Consider the following 18,669-nt stretch of genomic DNA (forward strand, 5'->3'; position numbering starts at 1 on the left):
ACTCAGCCCAGGTTGTGCCCTGTGGGCGCGAGCGCTCCTAAATTCTGTACAGCCTGTACAGAATTAGGCACACACCCGGCGGCGACCCCGCCGCAGCACCGTGACCAACCCCGACACAACCCTGGGCGTGGAGGAGGCTCGCCGCCGGCTCCCGGAACTGCTGGAGCGGGCCGCCGCCGGCGAGCGCTTCGTCATCCAGCGGCATCGCACCCCCATGGCCGCCCTGGTGCCGCTGGCGGGGCGAGCACCCACCGATCCCCGCAGGCGCCAGCAGCAGGTGCAGAGCCTGATGGCCCTGCAGGGCAGCGGCCGCGGCTGCTGGGACCCCAACCAGCGCCACCCGGCGCGGCCGGCGCCACCGCCACCGGCCTTCGTTCAGCCGGTTCAAAACCTCGGCCCTCAGGCTCCAGGGCAACGCACCTTCAATCCGCGGCTGCTGGCCCAGGGCTCGCGAATCGCCCTCGATGGCACGGCCCTGGTGGCGTTCCTGGCAGATGCCAAGAACGCCGGCAAGCATCTCCAACCCCTGATGCAGGGCATCGCCGCGGGCTACTGGATCGGGGTCGTGAGCGCCGTGAGCCTGATCCGGGTGCTCGAGGGGCCCCTGGCCCAAGGCGACGAGGCCCTGGCCCAGCGCTACGCCAAGGCGTTTGACAACCCCCAGCACTGGCAGCTGGTGCCCGCCGATGCAGCCATTGCGGCAGCGGCCGTGCGCTTGCGCCGCCAGGAGCCCCAGCTCGATGACAGCGCCGCCATCGAACTGGCCACCGCCATCCACACCGATGCGACGGTGCTGGTCACCGACCATCCCGCCCTGGCCCAAACTGGCCAGCACCCCGTGCTCAGCGCCCTGCGCCTCTGAGCCCCCACCCCATGCCCATTCACCTGTTCTGGGGCGACGACGAGGCGGCCCGCAACCGTGCCGTGGAGGCGCTGGTGCAGGAGCAGCTCGATCCCAGCTGGGCCAGCCTCAACCTGAGCCGCCTCGATGGCAACGACAGCGCCCAGGCGGCCCAGGCGCTGGAGGAAGCCCGCACGCCCCCCTTCGGCGCCGGGGCCCGGGTGGTGCTGCTGCAGCGCAGCCCGTTCTGCAGCCAGTGCCCGGCCGAGCTGGCGGAAGGCTTTGAGGCGGCCCTGGCCCAGGTGGCCGACAGCTGCCACCTGCTGCTGGTCAGCCCCGGCAAACCCGACGCCCGCCTGCGCACCACCAAGGCCCTGCAGAAGCTGGTGAAGGCCGGCGAGGCCAGCGAGCAGAGCTTTGCCCTGCCGGCCATCTGGGACGGCGCCGGCCAGGTGGAGCTGGTGAGCCGCACCGCCCAGGAGCTGGGGCTGAAGCTGGAGCCGGCCGCAGCCGAAGCCCTGGCTGACGCCGTGGGCAGCGACAGCGCCCGCCTGGCCAGTGAGCTCGAAAAGCTGAGCCTTTACGCGACACCGGGCGCGCCGATCTCTCTGGCCGCCGTGCAGGCCCTGGTGGGCGGCCAGAGCACCAGCGCCCTGGCGGTGGGCGATGCGCTGTTGGCGGGCCAGCCGGCCGAGGCCATCGCCCGGCTGGATGCCCTGCTGGAGGCCAACGAACCGGCCCTGCGCATCGTGGCCGCCCTCACCAGTCAGATCCGCGGCTGGCTCTGGGTGACGCTGCTGGAGCGGGCCGGCGAGCAGGACGTGGCCGTGATCGCCAAGGCCGCCGGCATTGGCAACCCCAAACGCATCTACGTGATGCGCAAACAGATCCGCGGCCGCCAGCCCGCCGTCTTCCTGCGCCTGCTCAGCCAGCTCCTCGATGTCGAAGCCGCCCTCAAACGCGGCACCGAAGCCGGCGACGCCTTTCGCGACGGTTTCCTGCTCAGCTCCTAAGCCCAACCCCCACCACAGACCAGGACGGATAATCAACCCTTCTGTCCCAGACCCCCACCACCGTCGCCCCCGCCATGGCCCTGCTGGTTCAGAAATTTGGTGGCACCTCGGTGGCCGATGTGGAGCGGATCCAGGCGGTGGCCCGCCGCGTCGCCCGCTGCCGCGAAGACGGCCATGAGCTGGTGATCGTGGTGTCGGCGATGGGCCACACCACCGACCAGCTCACGGGCCTGGCCCGGGCGATCAGCGCCCATCCGCCCCAGCGGGAGATGGACATGCTGCTGGCCACGGGCGAGCAGGTGTCGATCGCCCTGCTCTCGATGGCGCTCCATGCCGAGGGCGTGCCAGCGGTGTCGATGACCGGCACCCAGGCGGGGATCGTCACCGAGTCGGCCCACGGCCGTGCCCGCATCCTCGAGATCCGCACCGAACGGCTGCAGCGCCTGCTGGCCGAAGGCCAGGTGGTGGTGGTGGCGGGCTTCCAGGGCACCAGCAGCGGCGCCGGCGGCACCCCCGAGATCACCACCCTGGGCCGCGGCGGCTCCGACACCTCGGCGGTGGCCCTGGCCGCAGCGCTCGGGGCCGACGCCTGCGAGATCTACACCGATGTGCCCGGTGTGCTCACCACCGACCCCCGCAAGGTGGCCGATGCCCAGCTGATGGCCACCGTCACCTGCGACGAGATGCTCGAGCTGGCCAGCCTGGGAGCGTCCGTGTTGCATCCGCGGGCGGTGGAGATCGCCCGCAACTACGGCGTGCCCCTGGTGGTGCGCTCCAGCTGGAACGAGGAGCCCGGCACCCTGCTTACCAGCGGCACAGCCCGGCCGATTGGCCACGAGGGGCTGGAGCTGGGCAAGCCGGTGGATGGCGCCGAGCTCGACACCGACCAGGCCGTTCTGGCCCTCTCCCATGTGCCCGACCGGCCCGGGGTGGCTGCCCAGCTGTTCGAAGCCCTGGGCGCGGCCGGCCTCAACGTCGACCTGATCGTGCAGGCCACCCACGAAGGGGCTTCCAACGACATCGCCTTCACCCTGGCGGCCGCCGAGAGCGACCGGGCCCAGCTGGTGTGCCGCGAGGTGCTGGCCGGGATGGGGGCGGCGCTTGGCGATGGCGGCGCCCAGCTCAGCGCCGAAGCCGGCCTGGCCAAGCTCAGCATTTCCGGCGCCGGCATCATGGGCCGGCCGGGCGTCGCCGCCCGCCTGTTTGACACCCTGGCCCGCGCCGGCATCAACCTGCGCCTGATCGCCACCAGCGAGGTGAAGGTGAGCGTGCTGGTGGCCGGCCACCAGGCTGCCAAGGCCCTGCGGGCCGCCGCCGAGGCCTTCGAGCTGCCGGAGCAGCACCTGCGCCACGATCCCGGCCTCTGCCATCTGGGCGATCCGGCCGTGCGCGGTGTCGCCCTCGACCGCGACCAGGCCCAGGTGGCGGTGCAGCGCCTGCCGGATCGTCCCGGCACTGCCGCGGCCGTGTGCCGCACCCTGGCCGATGCCGGCATCAGCCTCGACGCGATCGTCCAATCGGAGCGCACCCATGACGGCCCTAGCAGGGACATGAGCTTCGTGCTCAAGCGCGACGATCTGGCCCGGGCCGAGCAGACCCTGGCCCCCCTGCTGCGCCAGTGGCCTGGCGCCCACTTCGAGCAGGGGCCCGCCATCGCCCGCGTCAGCGCCGTCGGTGCCGGCATGCCCTGCACCCCCGGCACCGCCGCCCGCATGTTCCGCTGCCTGGCCGATGCCGGCATCAACATCGAGCTGATCGCCACCAGCGAAATCCGCACCAGCTGCGTGGTGGCCGAAGCCGACGGCGTGCGGGCCCTGCAGGCCGTGCACGCCGCCTTTGGCCTGGGTGGCGCGATCAGCCACCGGGCCGAAGGCACCGAAGCCGCCGTTTAGGCCTTGCCCACCAGCTTCTGGCGCAGGGTCTTGATCTTGTCGCGCAGGTTGGCGGCCTCCTCAAACTCCAGGCTCTTGGCGGCGGTCTTCATTTTGTCTTCGAGCTGCTGAATCAGCTCCGGCAGGGCATCGAGGGGCACCTCGTTGTGCTCGGCCTGCTCGGTGGCCTGCTCCAGTTGGTCGTCGTTTAGCCGGCGCGACACCTCCAGGAAGGCCAGGATCGAATTGCCGGCCCGCTTGCCGGCAGGGCTGGGCGTAATGCCGTGCTTCTCGTTGTAGGCGTGCTGAATGGCACGGCGACGCTCCGTTTCTGAGATGGCCTTGGCCATCGAATCGGTGAGGTTGTCGGCGTAGAGCAGCGCCACCCCCTCGATGTGGCGCGCCGCACGGCCGATGGTCTGAATCAAAGAGCGCTCAGCCCGCAGGAAGCCTTCCTTATCGGCATCGAGGATCGCCACCAGCGACACCTCCGGCAGATCCAGGCCTTCGCGCAGCAGGTTCACGCCCACCAGCACGTCGTATTCACCATTGCGCAAATCCTGAATGATCTCGATCCGCTCAAGCGAGTGGATCTCCGAGTGCAGGTAGCGCACCCGCACACCGTTCTCAGCCAGGTAGTCGGTGAGGTCTTCGGCCATGCGCTTGGTGAGCGTCGTCACCAGCACCCGCTCCTGCTTGTCGGCCCGCGTGCGGATCTCGCCCAGCAGGTCGTCCACCTGCCCCTCGGTGGGGCGCACCTCCACGATCGGATCGAGCACACCGGTGGGGCGGATCACCTGCTCCACCACCTGGCCATGGCTCTGCTCGAGTTCCCAATTGCCGGGGGTGGCGCTCACAAAGATGGTCTGCTTCGCCTTCTCCCAAAACTCCGAACCCTTGAGCGGCCGGTTGTCGGCGGCGCTGGGCAGGCGGAAGCCGTGCTCGATCAGCACCTGCTTGCGCGCCTGGTCGCCGTTGTACATGGCCTGCAGCTGGGAGCAGGTGACGTGGCTCTCATCGACCACCAGCAACCAGTCGTCGGGGAAGTAGTCGATCAGGCACTCCGGCGGCGTGCCCGCTTCCCGCCGCGCCAGGTGGCGGGCGTAGTTCTCGACGCCGTTGCAGTAGCCCACCTGCTCGAGCATCTCCAGGTCGTAGGTGGTGCGCTGCTCCAGCCGCTGGGCCTCCAGCAGCCGGCCCTGGCCGTTGAGCACATCCAGCCGTTCCCGCATTTCGGTACGAATCGCCTGGATCGCCTCGGCCAGCCGCTCCTTGGGGGTCACGAAGTGCTTGGCCGGGTAGATGTTGATACTCTCCAGGCTCTGCAGGATCTCGCCGGTGGTGGGATCCACGTAGCGGATCGCCTCCACCTCATCGCCAAACAGCTCAACCCGCACAAGGCGGTCTTCGTAGGCCGGGCCGATCTCCAGCACATCGCCCCGCACCCGGAAACGGCCGCGCGAAATCTCCAGGTCGTTGCGGGAATACTGGTTGTTCACCAGCTCCCGCAGGGAGCCGCGCAGATTGAGCGTTTCGCCCACCTGGAATTTCACGGCCGCCTTGAGGTATTCCGAGGGAATCCCCAGGCCGTAGATGCAGCTGATCGAGGCCACCACGATCACATCCTTGCGCTCAAACAACGAGCGCGTCGCCGAGTGGCGCAGCATGTCGATCTCTTCGTTAATCGACGCTGTTTTGGCGATGTAGGTGTCGGAGACAGGCACATACGCCTCCGGCTGGTAGTAATCGTAGTAGCTGATGAAGTACTCAACGGCGTTGTGCGGGAAAAACTCCCGCAACTCATTGCAGAGCTGGGCCGCCAGGGTCTTGTTGTGGGCTAGCACCAGCGCCGGACGCCCGGTTTGGGCGATCACATTGGCGATCGTGAACGTCTTGCCCGTACCGGTGGCCCCCAGCAGGGTCTGGTAGCGCTCGCCGCCATCAACGCCCTGAACCAGCCCAGCGATGGCGGTGGGCTGGTCGCCCTTGGGGCTGTAGGGGGCGTGGAGTTGGAACGGAACCATGCCCCCATTGTCGGGGTCAAGCCACCGGAGCTGCGGTGATCAGCGCTGCCAGGGCTTCCCGCAGGCTGCGCACCACCGCCACCATCGCCAGCGGATCCGCCAGCCGGTTGACGGCCGAGCCCACGCCCACCCCGGCGGCGCCGGCGGCAATCGCTAGCGGCAGGGTGACAGCCGACAGGCCGGAGGCGCAGAGCACGGGAGCCTCGCAACCGGCCGCGAGCAGGGCACGGCTGATCGCATGGGCCGCCGCCAGGGTGGGGGCTGCCTTCTCAATCAGGCCGAGGGTGCCAGCGCTGAAGGGCTTGGCGCTGGTGCCGCCCTCGGTCTGAATGATGTCGGCGCCGGCAGCCACCAGATCCACCGCCAGCTGCTCCTGCTGATCCAGGGGCAGCACGTGGGGCACGGTGACGCTCAGCACCACCTGGGGCAGCAGCGCGCGGGTGCGGCGGGTGAGCTCCAGCACCTCGGCGGCGTCGAAGATCCGGCCCTGGGGGTAGAACGCGTCGTAGTTGCCGATCTCCACCATGGCGGCGCCGGCGGCCACAGCGGCGGGGAACAGCTCAGGCTCCACGGCGCTGACGCAGATCGGCAGCTGGCTGGCTTCGGCGGCGCGGCGCACCAGCGCCGGATCACAGGCCACATCAATCAGGTCGGCGCCGCCCTGGCCGGCCGCCTGGCTGATGCGCTCCACGGCGGCGGCATCGAAGTTGGTGAGGCCGGCGATCACCTTGAGCAGGCGACGCTCGGTCAACGCGGCCTGCAGCGCGCTGGGCAGCTGATCGAGACGCGACTTCGCAACCATGGGACACAACCATTGGAATAGTGGGGTGATTCTCCCATCCGGTCCACGCTGGAGCCCCGACCACCTGCGCCTGCACCGCCACCTGCGGCGCCACCCGGAGCTGCTGCCGGAAGGGGCCACGCTGCTGCTGGCGGTGTCCGGCGGCCAGGATTCCATGGCAATGCTGGCCCTGCTGCACGACCTGCAGCGGCTGCACCACTGGCGCTTGCTGCTGTGGCACGGCGATCACCGCTGGCGCCCCGAATCCGGCCGCCAAGCTGCCGAGCTGGCCGCCTGGACCGCCGCCCAGGGGCTGACCCTCCACATCGATCGCTGGGAGCAACCGCCCGCAGCGCCCAACACCACAGATCAGCGCAGTGAGGCCGGCGCCCGCGCCTGGCGCTACAGCCAGCTGGAGGCCCGGGCCCGGGAGCTGGGGGCCAGCCATGTGGTGACAGCCCACACCGCCAGCGACCGGGCCGAAACCCTGCTGCTGCACCTGGCCCGCGGCAGCCACCGCCGCGGCCTGGCCAGCCTGCGCAGCCTGCGCCCCCTCACCTCCGGCCCGAGCCCGCTGCTGCTGGCCCGGCCCCTGCTGCCCTTCTCCCGCGCCGACACGGGCCGCCTCTGCGGGCAACTGGATCTGCCCTTGTTGCACGACCCGTGCAACAACGACCGCCGCTACAGCCGCAACCGCGTCCGAGCCGAGGTGCTGCCCGTGCTGGAAGCCCTGCATCCCGGCGCCGCAGTGCGCATCAGCGCCCAGGCCGAGCGGCTGGTGGACGAAGTGGACTGTGGCGGCGAACTGGTGGACCTGGCCCTGCAAGCCCTCGGCAGCACCAGCGCCTCGCAAGCCACGCCAGCCCTGCAACGCCGGCTGCTGGTGGCCCTGGCGCCCGCCAACCAGCGCCAGCTGCTGCACCGCTGGCTCGAGCGCCACACCGGGCAGGTGCTGGCGGCCCGCCCGCTGGAGGACCTGCGGCAGCGGCTGCAATCCGGCCAGGCTCCAGGCGGCGCCCATCTGGGCGCGGGTTGGCAGCTGCGCTGGGATCGCTTCACACTGTGGCTCGACCCTCCTGCCCCACAGCCGCCGCCATGACCGCCGCCTCCATGGCCGCCACACCAGACCCTCTGCAGCAGCGCTACGAGGCGATTGAGCGGGTGTACAGCGAACGCCGGTGGGACGACGTGGCCCGGCGGAGCGAAGAACTGCTGCTGGAGCTACCCGACGACCCCGGCCATCCCCTGCGCCAGCGCCTGCAGCTGCTGCTCGGTCACACCTACCTGTATGGCTACCAAGACGCCGTTACGGCATCCGGCTTCTACAGCCGGGTGCAGGCCGCCACCCAGGAGCCGGTGCTTGTGGAGATCGCCACCCTGGGACTCCAGCAGTGCAGCAGCCAAACGGTGACCCCACCGCCGACACCCGAGCCGGCCCCAGCAGAAGCGAGGCCCGTCGCCCTGCCTGCCATGCCCTGGATGGAGCAACTGGGTGGCATTGATCCGGCAGCCCCATCAACGCTGCCCGAGCTCGCGGTGGAGCTGCCGCAGCTGGCAGTGGAGGTGATCGAAGAACCCGAGCTGATCGAAGTGGCCGTCAGCCAGGAGCTGCCAGCTGCCGTTCAGGAGCTCCCGGCCGAGCCGATCAACAAGCTCAGCCCCGAGGAGATGGCCGAGCTCTCCAAGGGGCTGTTGCGGGTGGTGATCCGCTGAGACCGCCTGAACCGGGGCCTCAGCCCACGGCTGCGGCAGAGCGGCGACGGCGGGTGCGGCCGGCGGGTGCGGGCTCGAGCTCGGCTGGTGCCGGTGTTTTCACAGCCACAGCCGTGGCCGCCGCGGGGGCAGCTGCAGGCGCGGCAGACGCGGCGGCAGCCGGGGCGCCAACGGCAGCAAGCTGACGCTGGGGTGCCGGAGCTGCCCCGTCGCGGCCACGGCCGCCTCCATCACGGCCGCCATCGCGGCCACCCCGACCCCGGGGAGCCGGACGGCTATCGGGCTCGGCATCGGCCCGGCCTTTGTAGGCCGGTGTGCCGGCGGGAGCGGGCTGCACCAGGCAGATGATCAGGGGCTCCACCTGCAGCTCCCGGCGCAGGCGGCGCTGCAGGCCCACCTCCACCTCGCGCTGCACACCCACCCAATCCACATCGGGGGCCTTGCCGCCGGTGTTGCGGCAGAGCTGGTTCCAACGGTTCTCGAGCACCCAGCCGATTTCCCGCTCGGCCCACATCGAGAGCTTGCGGGCATCGGCCGTGGTCACCACACCGCGGATGTTCACCCGCGGCGGCGCGGCCATCACCCCATCGGTGCTGATCACCGCCAGCAGGGTGATCACGCCGTCTTCCGCCAACTGCTGTCGCTCCTTCAGCACCCGCGCATCGACGATGCCGTTGCGGGAGGCATCGAGCAGCTCGATGCCGGCCTTCACCGGATCGCCCTTGCTGATCGAATCGGGGCTGAGCTTCACCACATCACCGTTGTCGATGATCAGGATGTTGTCGGCCGGCACGCCCATCGATTGGGCGGTTTTGCTATGGGCCACCAACATGCGGTGCTCCCCGTGCACCGGCACGAAGTATTTGGGCTTGGTGAGGGCCAGCATCAACTTCTGGTCTTCCTGGAAGCCGTGGCCAGACACGTGGATGCCTTCGCCCTTGCCGTACACCACCTTGGCGCCGAGCATCATCAGCCGGTCGATAGTGTTCACCACCGAGATGGTGTTGCCGGGGATCGGGCTGGCCGAGAAGATGATCGTGTCGGAGCTCTTCACCTGCACCTGGGGATGCTCACCGCGGGAAATGCGGCTCAGGGCGGCGAGGGGCTCACCCTGACTGCCGGTCATCAGCAACAGGGTTTCGCGGTCGGGCAGATCACGGATCTGCTTGATCGGCACAAACAGATCGTCGGGGGCGCGCATGTAGCCCAACTCGCGCGCCTTGGCGATCACGTTGAGCATGGAGCGGCCCAGCAGACCCACCTTGCGGCCGTTCTTGAGGGCCAGCTCCAGGATCATCGACACCCGGTGAATCGAGCTGGCGAAGGTGGTGATGATCACCCGGCCTTCCGCCTGGGCGATGTGACGATCCAGCGCTGGGAACACCGAGCGCTCGGGGGGGCAGAAGCCCGGCACCTCAGCGTTGGTGGAGTCGCTGAACAGGCACAGCACGCCCTGGTCGCCGTAGTGGGCCAGGCGGGCCATGTCGAAGGTTTCGCCATCCACCGGCGTGTGGTCAAACTTGAAGTCGCCGGTGAAAATCACTGTGCCCACAGGGCTGGTGATGGCCAGCGAGAAGCTGTCAGCCATCGAGTGGGTGTTGCGGATGAACTCCACCGAGAAGTGCTGGCCCACCTTCACCACATCGCGGGGGGCGACGGTTTGCAGGATGGTGCGGTCCATCACACCGGCCTCCTCCATCTTGCCGGTGAGCATGGCCAGCGCCAGACGCGGGCCGTGAATCACAGGGATGTTGAAGTTCTTGAGGTGGTGGGCAATGCCACCGATGTGATCTTCGTGACCGTGGGTCACGATCATGCCGCGGATGCGCTTCTGGTTTTCCTTCAGATAACTGGTGTCCGGCATCACCACGTTGACGCCATGCATGCCATCGCTGGGGAAGGCCAGGCCGGCATCCACCAGCATGATGTCGTCGCCGTACTCGAACACGCAGGTGTTCTTGCCGATCTCATGCAGGCCGCCGAGGGGGATCACCCGCAGGGCCGGCTTCTTGATACCGGATGGGTTGGCGCCGTTGGAATGGGTCATACAAACAAAAACGATTTGGGGAATGGAAACAATCGGAACGGAACTGGTCTCAAGCCTTGGCGTCAGGTAGGACGCAGGGCGGCCAGGGTTTCAGAGAGGCGTTGTCGCACGTCGGCGGTGGCAGAAAGCAATGGAAGACGGGGGGCACCCACCGGCCAGCCACAGAGCTCCAGGGCGGCTTTGACGGGGATGGGATTGGTGGTGCAGAACAGCGCCTTGCAGAGGGGCAACAGCTGCTCATGCAGGGCAAGGGCCTCGGCCAGATCGCCGGCGAGGAAGGCGCGGATCATGGCGCTGATCTGAGGCCCAGCCAGATGGCTGGCCACACTCACCACGCCCGCGGCCCCCACCGCCAGCATCGGCAGGGTGAGGGCGTCGTCGCCGCTGTAGATGGCAAGGCGGTCGCCGCAGAGGGCCCGCAGGGCACTCACCTCTTCGGTGGTGCCGCTGGCGGCCTTGAAGCTCACCACGTTGGGGCAGTCGAGCAGCCGGGCCACGGTGGCCGGCTCCAGGCTGGTGCCGGTGCGGCCCGGGATGTTGTAGAGCATCAACGGCAGCTCGGGAGCTGCCGCGGCCACGGCGCGGAAATGGGCTTCCAAGCCGTCCTGGGGGGGCTTGTTGTAATAGGGCACCACCACCAGGGCGCCGTCGGCACCTAGGGCCGCCGCCTCCCGGGTGGCTTCCACCGCCTCGGCGGTGCAGTTGCTGCCGCTGCCGGCAATCAGCTTGGCGCGGCCGCCCACGGCACCCTTCACCGCCGCAAACAAGGCATGCTGCTCAGCCCAGCTGAGGGTGGGCGACTCGCCGGTGGTGCCGCACACCACCAAGCCATCGGACCCCTGGCTCACCAGGTGCTCGGCCAACCGGGCCGTGAGCGCCAGATCCACCGAACCATCGGCGGCAAACGGCGTCACCATCGCCGTCAGCACGCGCCCAAATGGCGCGGACGACCCAGAGGCGTGGCTCAAGCGGCACCTCCTGGCGTGGCTGTCGGGCCCTGGATCAGCAGTTCGGCGATCTGGATGGCGTTGAGGGCCGCACCCTTGCGGATCTGATCACCGCAGAGCCACAGCTCCAGGGCGTTGGGTTCGCTGAGGTCCTGGCGGATGCGGCCCACGGCCACCGGATCCCGACCGGTCACGTCGGTGGGCATGGGGAAGCGGTTGGCTTCGAAGTTTTCCAGCAGCTCCACGCCGGGCGCCACCGCCAGCAGGGCGCGGGCCTCATCCACCGTGAAGGGCTCGTGAAACTCGATGTTGACGGCTTCCGAGTGGGCCCGCAGCACCGGCACCCGCACACAGGTGGCCGAGAGCCGCAGCTCGGGCGTGCCCATGATCTTGCGGGTCTCGTTAACCATCTTGAGCTCCTCCTCGCAGTAGCCGTTGGGCTGCAGCGGCGAGTTGTGCAGAAACAGGTTGAAGGCCAGCGAGTGGGGCAGCACCTCACTCACCGGTTCGCCCCCGTCGAGCACCGTGCGGCTGAGGTTGCGCAGCTCCTCCATGGCGCGGGCCCCGGCCCCGCTGGCGCTCTGATACGTGCTCACCACCACGCGACGGATCGCCCGCTTGGCCGCCAGGGGAGCCAGGGCCAGGGTGAGCAGGATCGTGGTGCAGTTGGGGTTGGCGATGATGCCGCGATGGCCGAAGGCAGCCTCCGGATTCACCTCGGGCACCACTAGCGGCACCTCAGGATCCATGCGGAAGGCACTGGAGTTGTCGATCACCACGGCGCCGGCGCTCGCCGCCACCGGGGCCCACTGCTTCGACACCGAGCCACCGGCGGAGGCCAGCACCACATCCACCCCGTCAAAGGCCGAGGCCTCCACGGGCTGAATCGTGAGCGCCTGGTCGCGCCAGTGCAGGCTCTGGCCCGCGGAGCGGGGCGACGCCAAGGGGATCAGCTCCGCCACGGGGAACTGCCGCTCGTCGAGCAACTCCAGCAGCTCCTGACCCACCGCGCCAGTGGCGCCTAATACCGCCACCCGCAGGGGTCGGTTGGGAAGGGAAATGGGGGTGGGGGAAGGGGCGGTCTGGGCGGCGGTCAAGGGAGCGGGAATGGAATCAAAAGCTGATGGCGGAAGCGGAACGGGCTGAAACGGACCCGTGCCGGGGGCAAGAAGCTGCCGCAAAGAACGGGTCTGCATCCAGACCGCAGCTTTGCTGATTGGGAAGCTATCGCCTTCGTCGTGCGCCGATCGAACAATACGCGTTCAGAGCTCGGAACGGTCAGTTTCTAAGATGAAAGGCTGCAACTGTTTTCCATGAGCTCTGCCGCCGCCACCGCCACGCTGACCGTCAAGGCCACCCCCCGCCCGGGCAGCCGCGTGGCCCTGGAGGTGGCCATCCCCGGCGGCCGCAGCCAGGCCAGCTACGACGCGGCCGTAGAGAAGCTGAGCCGCAGCATCAAGCTGCCCGGCTTCCGCAAGGGCAAGGTGCCCCGCCCGGTGTTGCTGCAGCAGATCGGCCCCCTGCGCATCCGGGCCACCGCCCTGGAAGACCTGGTGGATGCCGCCTTCCGCGACGCCCTAGAGCAGGAGCCGGTGGCGGCCATCGGCCGGCCGGAGCTGAGCGAGGGCTTTGAGGCCGTGCTGGAGCGCTTCGAACCCGGCAGCGCGCTCACGATCACCCTGGAGCTCGACGTCGAGCCCACCCCCAGCCTCAAGGCCACCAAGGGGCTCAAGGCCGAGGCCGAAGCGATTGCCTACGACCCCGCCCGCGTGGACGAGTTGATCGAGCAATCGCGCAAGCAGCTCGCCACCCTGGTGCCGGTGGAGGGCCGCCCCGCCGCCAGCGGCGATGTGGCGGTGCTCAGCTTCAGCGGCGTTTACACCGACACCAACGAGGCGATCAGCGGCGGTAGCAGCGATGCCATGGAGGTGGAGCTGGAGGAGGGCCGCATGATCCCGGGCTTCGTTGAGGGCGTGATCGGCATGGCGGTGGGCGACAGCAAAACCATCGACTGCCAGTTCCCCGAGAGCTACCCCCAGGAGGACGCCGCCGGTCGAGCGGCCCGCTTCGAGATCAGCCTCAAAGACCTCAAGAGCCGGGAGCTGCCCGCCCTCGACGACGCCTTCGCCCAGCAGGCCAGCGACAAGGCCACCCTGGCGGAGCTGCGCGCCGATCTGGAAACCCGTCTCAAGGACGACGCCGAGCGCCGGGCCAAGGCCAGCCGTCACGACGCCCTGCTCGCCGCCCTGGTGGAAGAGCTCGAGGTGGAGCTGCCCGAAACCCTGGTGCAGCAGGAAATCCGCAACCTGGTGGAGCAGACCGCCGGCCAGATCGCCCAGCAGGGGATGGACGTCAAAAAGCTGTTCACCCCCGACCTGGTGCGCAGCCTGATGGACACCTCCCGCCCCGAGGCCGAGGAGCGTCTGCGCCGCAGCCTGGCCCTCAAGGCCCTGGCCACCGCCGAAAAGATCGAGGTGGAAGCCCAGGAGCTGGAAACCAAGGTGAAGGAAATCAGCCGCGGCCTCAGCCAGCAGGGCAACATCGATCCCGAACAGCTGCGCCTGGCCGTGGCCGACGACCTGCTGCGCGACAAGCTGCTGGAGTGGCTGGAAGCCAACAGCACCATCACCGAAAAAGCTCCCGAGGACGCTCCGATGAGCGGTGATCAGGCCAAGCCCAAGGCGAAAGCCAAAGCGAAAGCAACCAAGGCCGAAAGCAAGGCCGCCGCGACCACCGACGCCTGATCCGGGCCCGGTGCCGGGTCAAAGCCCATAGATTGCAACCACGAGCCCTCCCCCGCGCGTGATCGACGCCACCATCCGCCATCCCATCCACAGCAGCTGGAGCCCCAGCGGCTCCCCCGGGGTGCTGCCCACGGTGGTGGAGCAGTCGGGCAAAGGCGACCGTGCCTTCGACATCTACTCGCGCCTGCTGCGCGAGCGGATCATCTTCCTGGGCACCGGCATCGACGACCAGGTGGCCGACTCCCTGGTGGCCCAGCTGCTGTTTCTTGAAGCCGAAGATCCGGAAAAGGACATCCAGATCTACGTGAATTCGCCCGGGGGCTCGGTGACGGCCGGCCTGGCCATTTACGACACCATGCAGCAGGTGGCTCCCGACGTGGTGACCATCTGCTACGGCCTGGCGGCCTCGATGGGCGCCTTCCTGCTCTCGGGGGGCACCAAGGGCAAGCGGCTCGCCCTGCCCAACGCCCGGATCATGATTCACCAGCCCCTCGGCGGCGCCCAGGGCCAGGCCGTCGACATCGAAATCCAGGCCAAGGAAATCCTGTTCCTCAAAGACACCCTCAACGGCCTGATGGCTGAACACACCGGCCAACCGCTCGAGAAGATCACCGAAGACACCGACCGCGACTACTTCCTTTCGCCGGCGGAAGCGGTTGAATACGGCCTGATCGACCGGGTGGTGACTGACTCGAGCCCGGTTTGATCCTTAAGTTCGGCTGACGAACCGTCATTTCCCGTCGATCCTGGATCCAGGCCCTCTGCCCGCCCGTCGTCGCCCCGAATGGCCAAGTTCGACGCCCACCTGAAGTGCTCGTTCTGCGGCAAATCGCAGGAACAGGTGCGCAAGCTGATCGCTGGTCCAGGCGTTTACATCTGCGATGAATGCATCGATCTCTGCAACGAGATCCTGGATGAGGAACTGGTGGACGGCCAGGGCAGCAGCGGTGGCAGTGGCAGTGGCGGGCGCCATACCCCGGACACCAGCCGCAGCAAGGCGCCTACCAAGAAAACCTCCAAGCCTGCCCCCACCCTGGCAGAGGTGCCCAAGCCCCAGGAGATCAAGGCCTTCCTCGACCGCCAGGTGGTGGGTCAGGAAGAAGCCAAGAAGAACCTGTCCGTGGCGGTGTACAACCACTACAAGCGCCTGGCCTGGCAAGGCGATGGCAAGGGTGAAACCGACCAGACCGCCACGCGCCTGCACAAGAGCAACATCCTGCTGATCGGCCCCACCGGCTGCGGCAAGACCCTGCTGGCCCAAACCCTGGCCGACATGCTCGACGTGCCCTTTGCGGTGGCCGACGCCACCACCCTCACCGAGGCGGGCTACGTCGGCGAAGACGTGGAAAACATCCTGCTGCGCCTGCTGCAGAAGGCCGATCTGGATGTGGAGCAGGCCCAGCGCGGCATCATCTACATCGACGAGATCGACAAGATCGCCCGCAAGAGCGAAAACCCCTCGATCACCCGCGATGTGTCCGGCGAGGGGGTGCAGCAGGCGCTGCTGAAGATGCTGGAGGGCACCGTGGCCAACGTGCCGCCCCAGGGTGGACGCAAGCATCCCTATCAAGACTGCATCCAGATCGACACCAGCCAGATCCTGTTCATCTGCGGCGGCGCCTTTGTGGGCCTCGAAGATGTGGTGCAGAAGCGGATGGGCCGCAACGCCATCGGCTTCCTCAACGCCGATGGCAGCAGCCGGCCCCGCAGCGGCAAGGATCGCCATGCGGCCGAGGTGTTGCGCCACCTCGAACCCGAAGACCTGGTGCGCTACGGCCTGATTCCCGAATTCATCGGGCGCCTGCCGGTGAGCGCGGTGCTCGAACCCCTCGACACGCCCGCCCTGGAGGCCATCCTCACTGAACCGCGCGACGCCCTGGTCAAGCAGTTCCAGACGCTGCTGAGCATGGACAACGTCGAACTGGAGTTCGAACCGGGGGCCGTCGAAGCCATCGCCATCGAGGCCCACCGCCGCAAGACCGGCGCCCGGGCCCTGCGGGGCATCGTGGAGGAGCTGATGCTCGATCTGATGTACGACCTGCCCTCCCGCAAGGATGTCAAGGCCTTCACCGTGACCCGGGAGCTGGTGGAGCAGCGCAGCAAGGGCAAGGTGGTGCCGCTGAGCGCCGGCAACCTCGACGAAGCCCAACAGGCCAGCGCCTGAGGCCGGGCCCCGCTGCCCCTGCACCGATGTCCGCCGCCGACCACCTGCAGGTGCCGCGCCAGCACGGCCTGTTCCTGCACCACGGCATCGACCTGGGCGACGGCAGCGTGGCCCACTACCTGGAGGGCCGCGAAATTCTGCGCAGCCCGGTGGCTGAGTTCAGCCGCGGCGAACCGATGGCGGCGGTGCCCTACGCCGCAGGCACCTGCTCGCCAGCCGGAGTGACCCTGCGGCGGGCCATGGGCCGGCTGGGCGAGCAGAACTACAACCTGCTGTTCAACAACTGCGAGCACTTCGCCCACTGGTGCAAAACCGGCCGCCACCGCAGCGCCCAGGTCGAAGACTGGCTGCGCACCGGCAGCCTCGGGGCCCTGGCCCTCGGCCAATGGATGCCAGCTGCTGTGCTCACCGGCGCCCGGCTGCTGCTGCGCCAGAACATCCAATTCGAGCAGGGCAAGGAGCTGGCCCGCCGCAGCCTGGCCCAACTCGACCAGCTGCGCCTGAGCCTGCAGCAGAAGCTGGAGGAGGAGCTGAGCCGGGCCGAGGCGCGCTGGGGCCAGGATCGCTTCGAAAGCCTGCAGCTGGCCGCCCAGAACCTGGCCGACCGGCTCACGGAGGTGGAGGAGCTGGAAGAGCGGCTGCGGCGTCAGTTCGAACCGGGACAGGACCAGTAACCTCAAGCGGCGATGTCCAGCTACCAGCCCCTCCACCACAAGTACCGGCCCCAGCGCTTCGACCAGCTGGTGGGTCAGGAGGCGATCGCCGCCACCCTGAGCAACGCCCTGCGCACCGGCCGAATCGCCCCGGCCTACCTGTTCTGCGGCCCGCGCGGCACCGGCAAAACCTCCAGCGCCCGCATCCTGGCCCGCTCGCTCAACTGCATCGGCAGTGATGGGCCCACGCCTGAGCCCTGCGGTGTGTGCGAGCTGTGCACCTCCATCGCCGCCGGCAATGCCCTCGATGTGATCGAGATCGACGCCGCCTCCAACACCGGCGTCGACAACATCCGCGAGCTGATCGAACGCTCCCGCTTCGCACCGGTGCAGGCCCGCTGGAAGGTGTACGTGGTGGACGAGTGCCACATGCTCTCCACCGCCGCCTTCAACGCCCTGCTCAAAACCCTCGAGGAGCCGCCGCCGCGGGTGGTGTTCGTGCTGGCCACCACCGACCCCCAGCGGGTGCTGCCCACGATCCTCAGCCGCTGCCAGCGCTTCGATTTCCGCCGCATCCCCCTGCAGGCTCTGGAGCAGCACCTGGGCTGGATCGCCGAGCAGGAGTCGATCGGCATCACCCCTGAAGCCCTGCACGTGGTGGCCCAGCGGGCCCAGGGGGGCCTGCGCGACGCCGAGAGCCTGCTTGATCAGCTCAGCCTGCTGCCGGCGCCGATCGAGGCCATGGCGGTGTGGGAGCTGCTGGGGGCAGTGCCAGAGCAGGAGCTGCTGGCGCTGGCCCGGGCCCTGGCTGGCGCCGAACCCCTCGCCCTGCTGGAGGGCAGCCGGGAGCTGCTGGAGCGGGGCCGGGAGCCCGCCGCGGTGCTGCAGGGGTTGGTCAGTCTGCTGCGCGATCTGGTGCTGGCCGGCACCGCCCCCGACCGGCTCGAGCTAACCAGCGTGTCGCCCCAGTTCCGCACCGAGCTGCCCGATCTAGCCCGCTCCATCGGCAAGGCGCGCCTGCTGCAGTGGCAGGCCCAGCTCAAAGGCAGCGAGCAGCAGCTGCGCCACAGCGTCAACCCGCGCCTGTGGCTGGAGGTGCTGCTGCTGGGCCTGCTGGCCGAACCGGTTGCCACAGCAACAGCGGCTCCGGTGGCCGCACCAGTCTCCGCGCCTGCATCAACCCCCGCACCCGCCCCAGCTCCAATTCCGGTTCCCGTGGCCGCGGCCGCCCCCCTGTCGGCCACCCCGGCACCACCAGCAGCCGCACCAGCAGTCGCTCCGGCCGCCGAAAACGCCACCAACCTGCCAGAGCTGTGGCAACAGATCCTGGCTGGGCTGGAGCTGCCTTCCACCCGCATGCTGCTGTCCCAGCAGGCCCAGCTGGTGCGCCTCGACGAGCGCCGGGCGGTGGTGCAGGTGGCCGGCAACTGGATGGCCATGGTGCAGAGCCGCGCCTCCCTGTTGGAGGCCGCCATGGCCAAGGCCCTGGGCAGCCCGCGGCAGCTGGTTTTGGAAGGCGGGGGCGAACACACGCCCCCCCCCAGCGCCGCCCCAGCGCCAGCGGTCACCCGGGTGATTGCGCCCCCAGCTCCTGCCGCAACTCCTGCCCCAGCCCCAACCCCGACTCCCGCGGCCATGAGTCCCTCAGCGCCGGTGGCCCAGACCCCAATGGCCCAGCCGGCTGCGGCTGCGATTCCAACGCCTGCTCCAACCCCCGCTCCAGCTCAAGCTCCAGCGCCGGCCGCCCCCCTCGATGAAAAGGCGAGGCGGCTGGCCGAGTTCTTCAACGGCGAGGTGATCGAACTCGATGGCCCGCTCGACGGCATTCCCTCCAACGAAGCGGCGGCCTGAACCACGGCGGTCTGAACCAG

General features: G+C 68.9%; 15 protein-coding genes. 10 read left to right on the top strand and 5 right to left on the bottom strand.

What is annotated here, in order from left to right; all coding sequences use genetic code 11:
• Window positions 1-100 precede the first annotated feature (100 nt).
• The 3 genes from KBY65_RS03430 (at window position 101) to KBY65_RS03440 (ending at window position 3,746) form a co-directional block, all read left to right on the top strand.
• Window positions 101-862, top strand: a complete 762-nt coding sequence (locus tag KBY65_RS03430) for a PIN domain-containing protein (RefSeq protein ID WP_254988413.1) — start codon at window positions 101-103, stop codon at window positions 860-862.
• A gap of 11 nt (window positions 863-873) precedes the next feature.
• A complete protein-coding gene (gene holA / locus KBY65_RS03435; RefSeq protein ID WP_094559011.1) occupies window positions 874-1,854 on the top strand; it encodes a DNA polymerase III subunit delta in 981 nt (326 codons plus the stop codon).
• A gap of 74 nt (window positions 1,855-1,928) precedes the next feature.
• Window positions 1,929-3,746 carry an aspartate kinase gene (locus KBY65_RS03440; RefSeq protein ID WP_094559010.1) on the top strand — a complete coding sequence of 606 codons (1,818 nt, stop codon included), beginning with the start codon at window positions 1,929-1,931 and terminating at the stop codon, window positions 3,744-3,746.
• Here the strand turns inward: KBY65_RS03440 and uvrB are convergent.
• Window positions 3,743-5,749, bottom strand: coding sequence for an excinuclease ABC subunit UvrB (gene uvrB, locus KBY65_RS03445; RefSeq protein ID WP_255000531.1), 2,007 nt, complete (start codon window positions 5,747-5,749; stop codon window positions 3,743-3,745). The two genes, KBY65_RS03440 and uvrB, sit on opposite strands and share 4 nt — an antisense overlap.
• 16 nt (window positions 5,750-5,765) lie before the next feature.
• Window positions 5,766-6,551 carry a DUF561 domain-containing protein gene (locus tag KBY65_RS03450; RefSeq protein WP_255000532.1) on the bottom strand — a complete coding sequence of 262 codons (786 nt, stop codon included), beginning with the start codon at window positions 6,549-6,551 and terminating at the stop codon, window positions 5,766-5,768.
• 25 nt (window positions 6,552-6,576) lie between these two features.
• On the opposite strand from KBY65_RS03450, the gene tilS reads away from it, so the two are divergent.
• Complete coding sequence (tilS, locus tag KBY65_RS03455; protein WP_255000533.1) at window positions 6,577-7,629, top strand: tRNA lysidine(34) synthetase TilS; 1,053 nt, start codon at window positions 6,577-6,579, stop codon at window positions 7,627-7,629.
• On the top strand, window positions 7,626-8,243 hold the full coding sequence (locus KBY65_RS03460) for a hypothetical protein (RefSeq protein ID WP_255000534.1): 618 nt from the start codon (window positions 7,626-7,628) through the stop codon (window positions 8,241-8,243). The genes tilS and KBY65_RS03460 overlap by 4 nt, the downstream gene beginning before the upstream one ends.
• Window positions 8,244-8,262: 19 nt before the next feature.
• Here the strand turns inward: KBY65_RS03460 and KBY65_RS03465 are convergent, their stop codons facing one another.
• From KBY65_RS03465 to KBY65_RS03475, 3 genes are all read right to left on the bottom strand, one after another.
• Entirely contained in the window at window positions 8,263-10,290 is a 2,028-nt protein-coding gene (locus tag KBY65_RS03465; RefSeq protein ID WP_255000535.1) for a ribonuclease J, read from the bottom strand.
• 62 nt (window positions 10,291-10,352) lie between these two features.
• Window positions 10,353-11,258, bottom strand: coding sequence for a 4-hydroxy-tetrahydrodipicolinate synthase (gene dapA / locus KBY65_RS03470; protein WP_255000537.1), 906 nt, complete (start codon window positions 11,256-11,258; stop codon window positions 10,353-10,355).
• Complete coding sequence (locus KBY65_RS03475; protein ID WP_255000538.1) at window positions 11,255-12,334, bottom strand: aspartate-semialdehyde dehydrogenase; 1,080 nt, start codon at window positions 12,332-12,334, stop codon at window positions 11,255-11,257. The genes dapA and KBY65_RS03475 overlap by 4 nt, the downstream gene beginning before the upstream one ends.
• A gap of 216 nt (window positions 12,335-12,550) precedes the next feature.
• Between KBY65_RS03475 and tig the strand changes: the two genes are divergently transcribed.
• The 5 genes from tig to KBY65_RS03500 all read left to right on the top strand — a co-directional run bounded on the left by tig (window position 12,551) and on the right by KBY65_RS03500 (window position 18,649).
• Complete coding sequence (gene tig / locus KBY65_RS03480; protein ID WP_255000539.1) at window positions 12,551-13,981, top strand: trigger factor; 1,431 nt, start codon at window positions 12,551-12,553, stop codon at window positions 13,979-13,981.
• A gap of 58 nt (window positions 13,982-14,039) precedes the next feature.
• A complete protein-coding gene (clpP, locus tag KBY65_RS03485) occupies window positions 14,040-14,687 on the top strand; it encodes an ATP-dependent Clp endopeptidase proteolytic subunit ClpP (protein WP_255000540.1) in 648 nt (215 codons plus the stop codon).
• A gap of 78 nt (window positions 14,688-14,765) precedes the next feature.
• Window positions 14,766-16,145 carry an ATP-dependent protease ATP-binding subunit ClpX gene (gene clpX, locus KBY65_RS03490; RefSeq protein ID WP_255000541.1) on the top strand — a complete coding sequence of 460 codons (1,380 nt, stop codon included), beginning with the start codon at window positions 14,766-14,768 and terminating at the stop codon, window positions 16,143-16,145.
• Window positions 16,146-16,171: 26 nt separating this feature from the next.
• Complete coding sequence (locus KBY65_RS03495) at window positions 16,172-16,819, top strand: lecithin retinol acyltransferase family protein (protein ID WP_255000542.1); 648 nt, start codon at window positions 16,172-16,174, stop codon at window positions 16,817-16,819.
• 12 nt (window positions 16,820-16,831) lie between these two features.
• On the top strand, window positions 16,832-18,649 hold the full coding sequence (locus KBY65_RS03500; protein ID WP_255000543.1) for a DNA polymerase III subunit gamma/tau: 1,818 nt from the start codon (window positions 16,832-16,834) through the stop codon (window positions 18,647-18,649).
• Window positions 18,650-18,669 lie beyond the last annotated feature (20 nt).

This window comes from Cyanobium sp. Alchichica 3B3-8F6 (assembly GCF_024346435.1).
Lineage (GTDB): Bacteria > Cyanobacteriota > Cyanobacteriia > PCC-6307 > Cyanobiaceae > Cyanobium_A.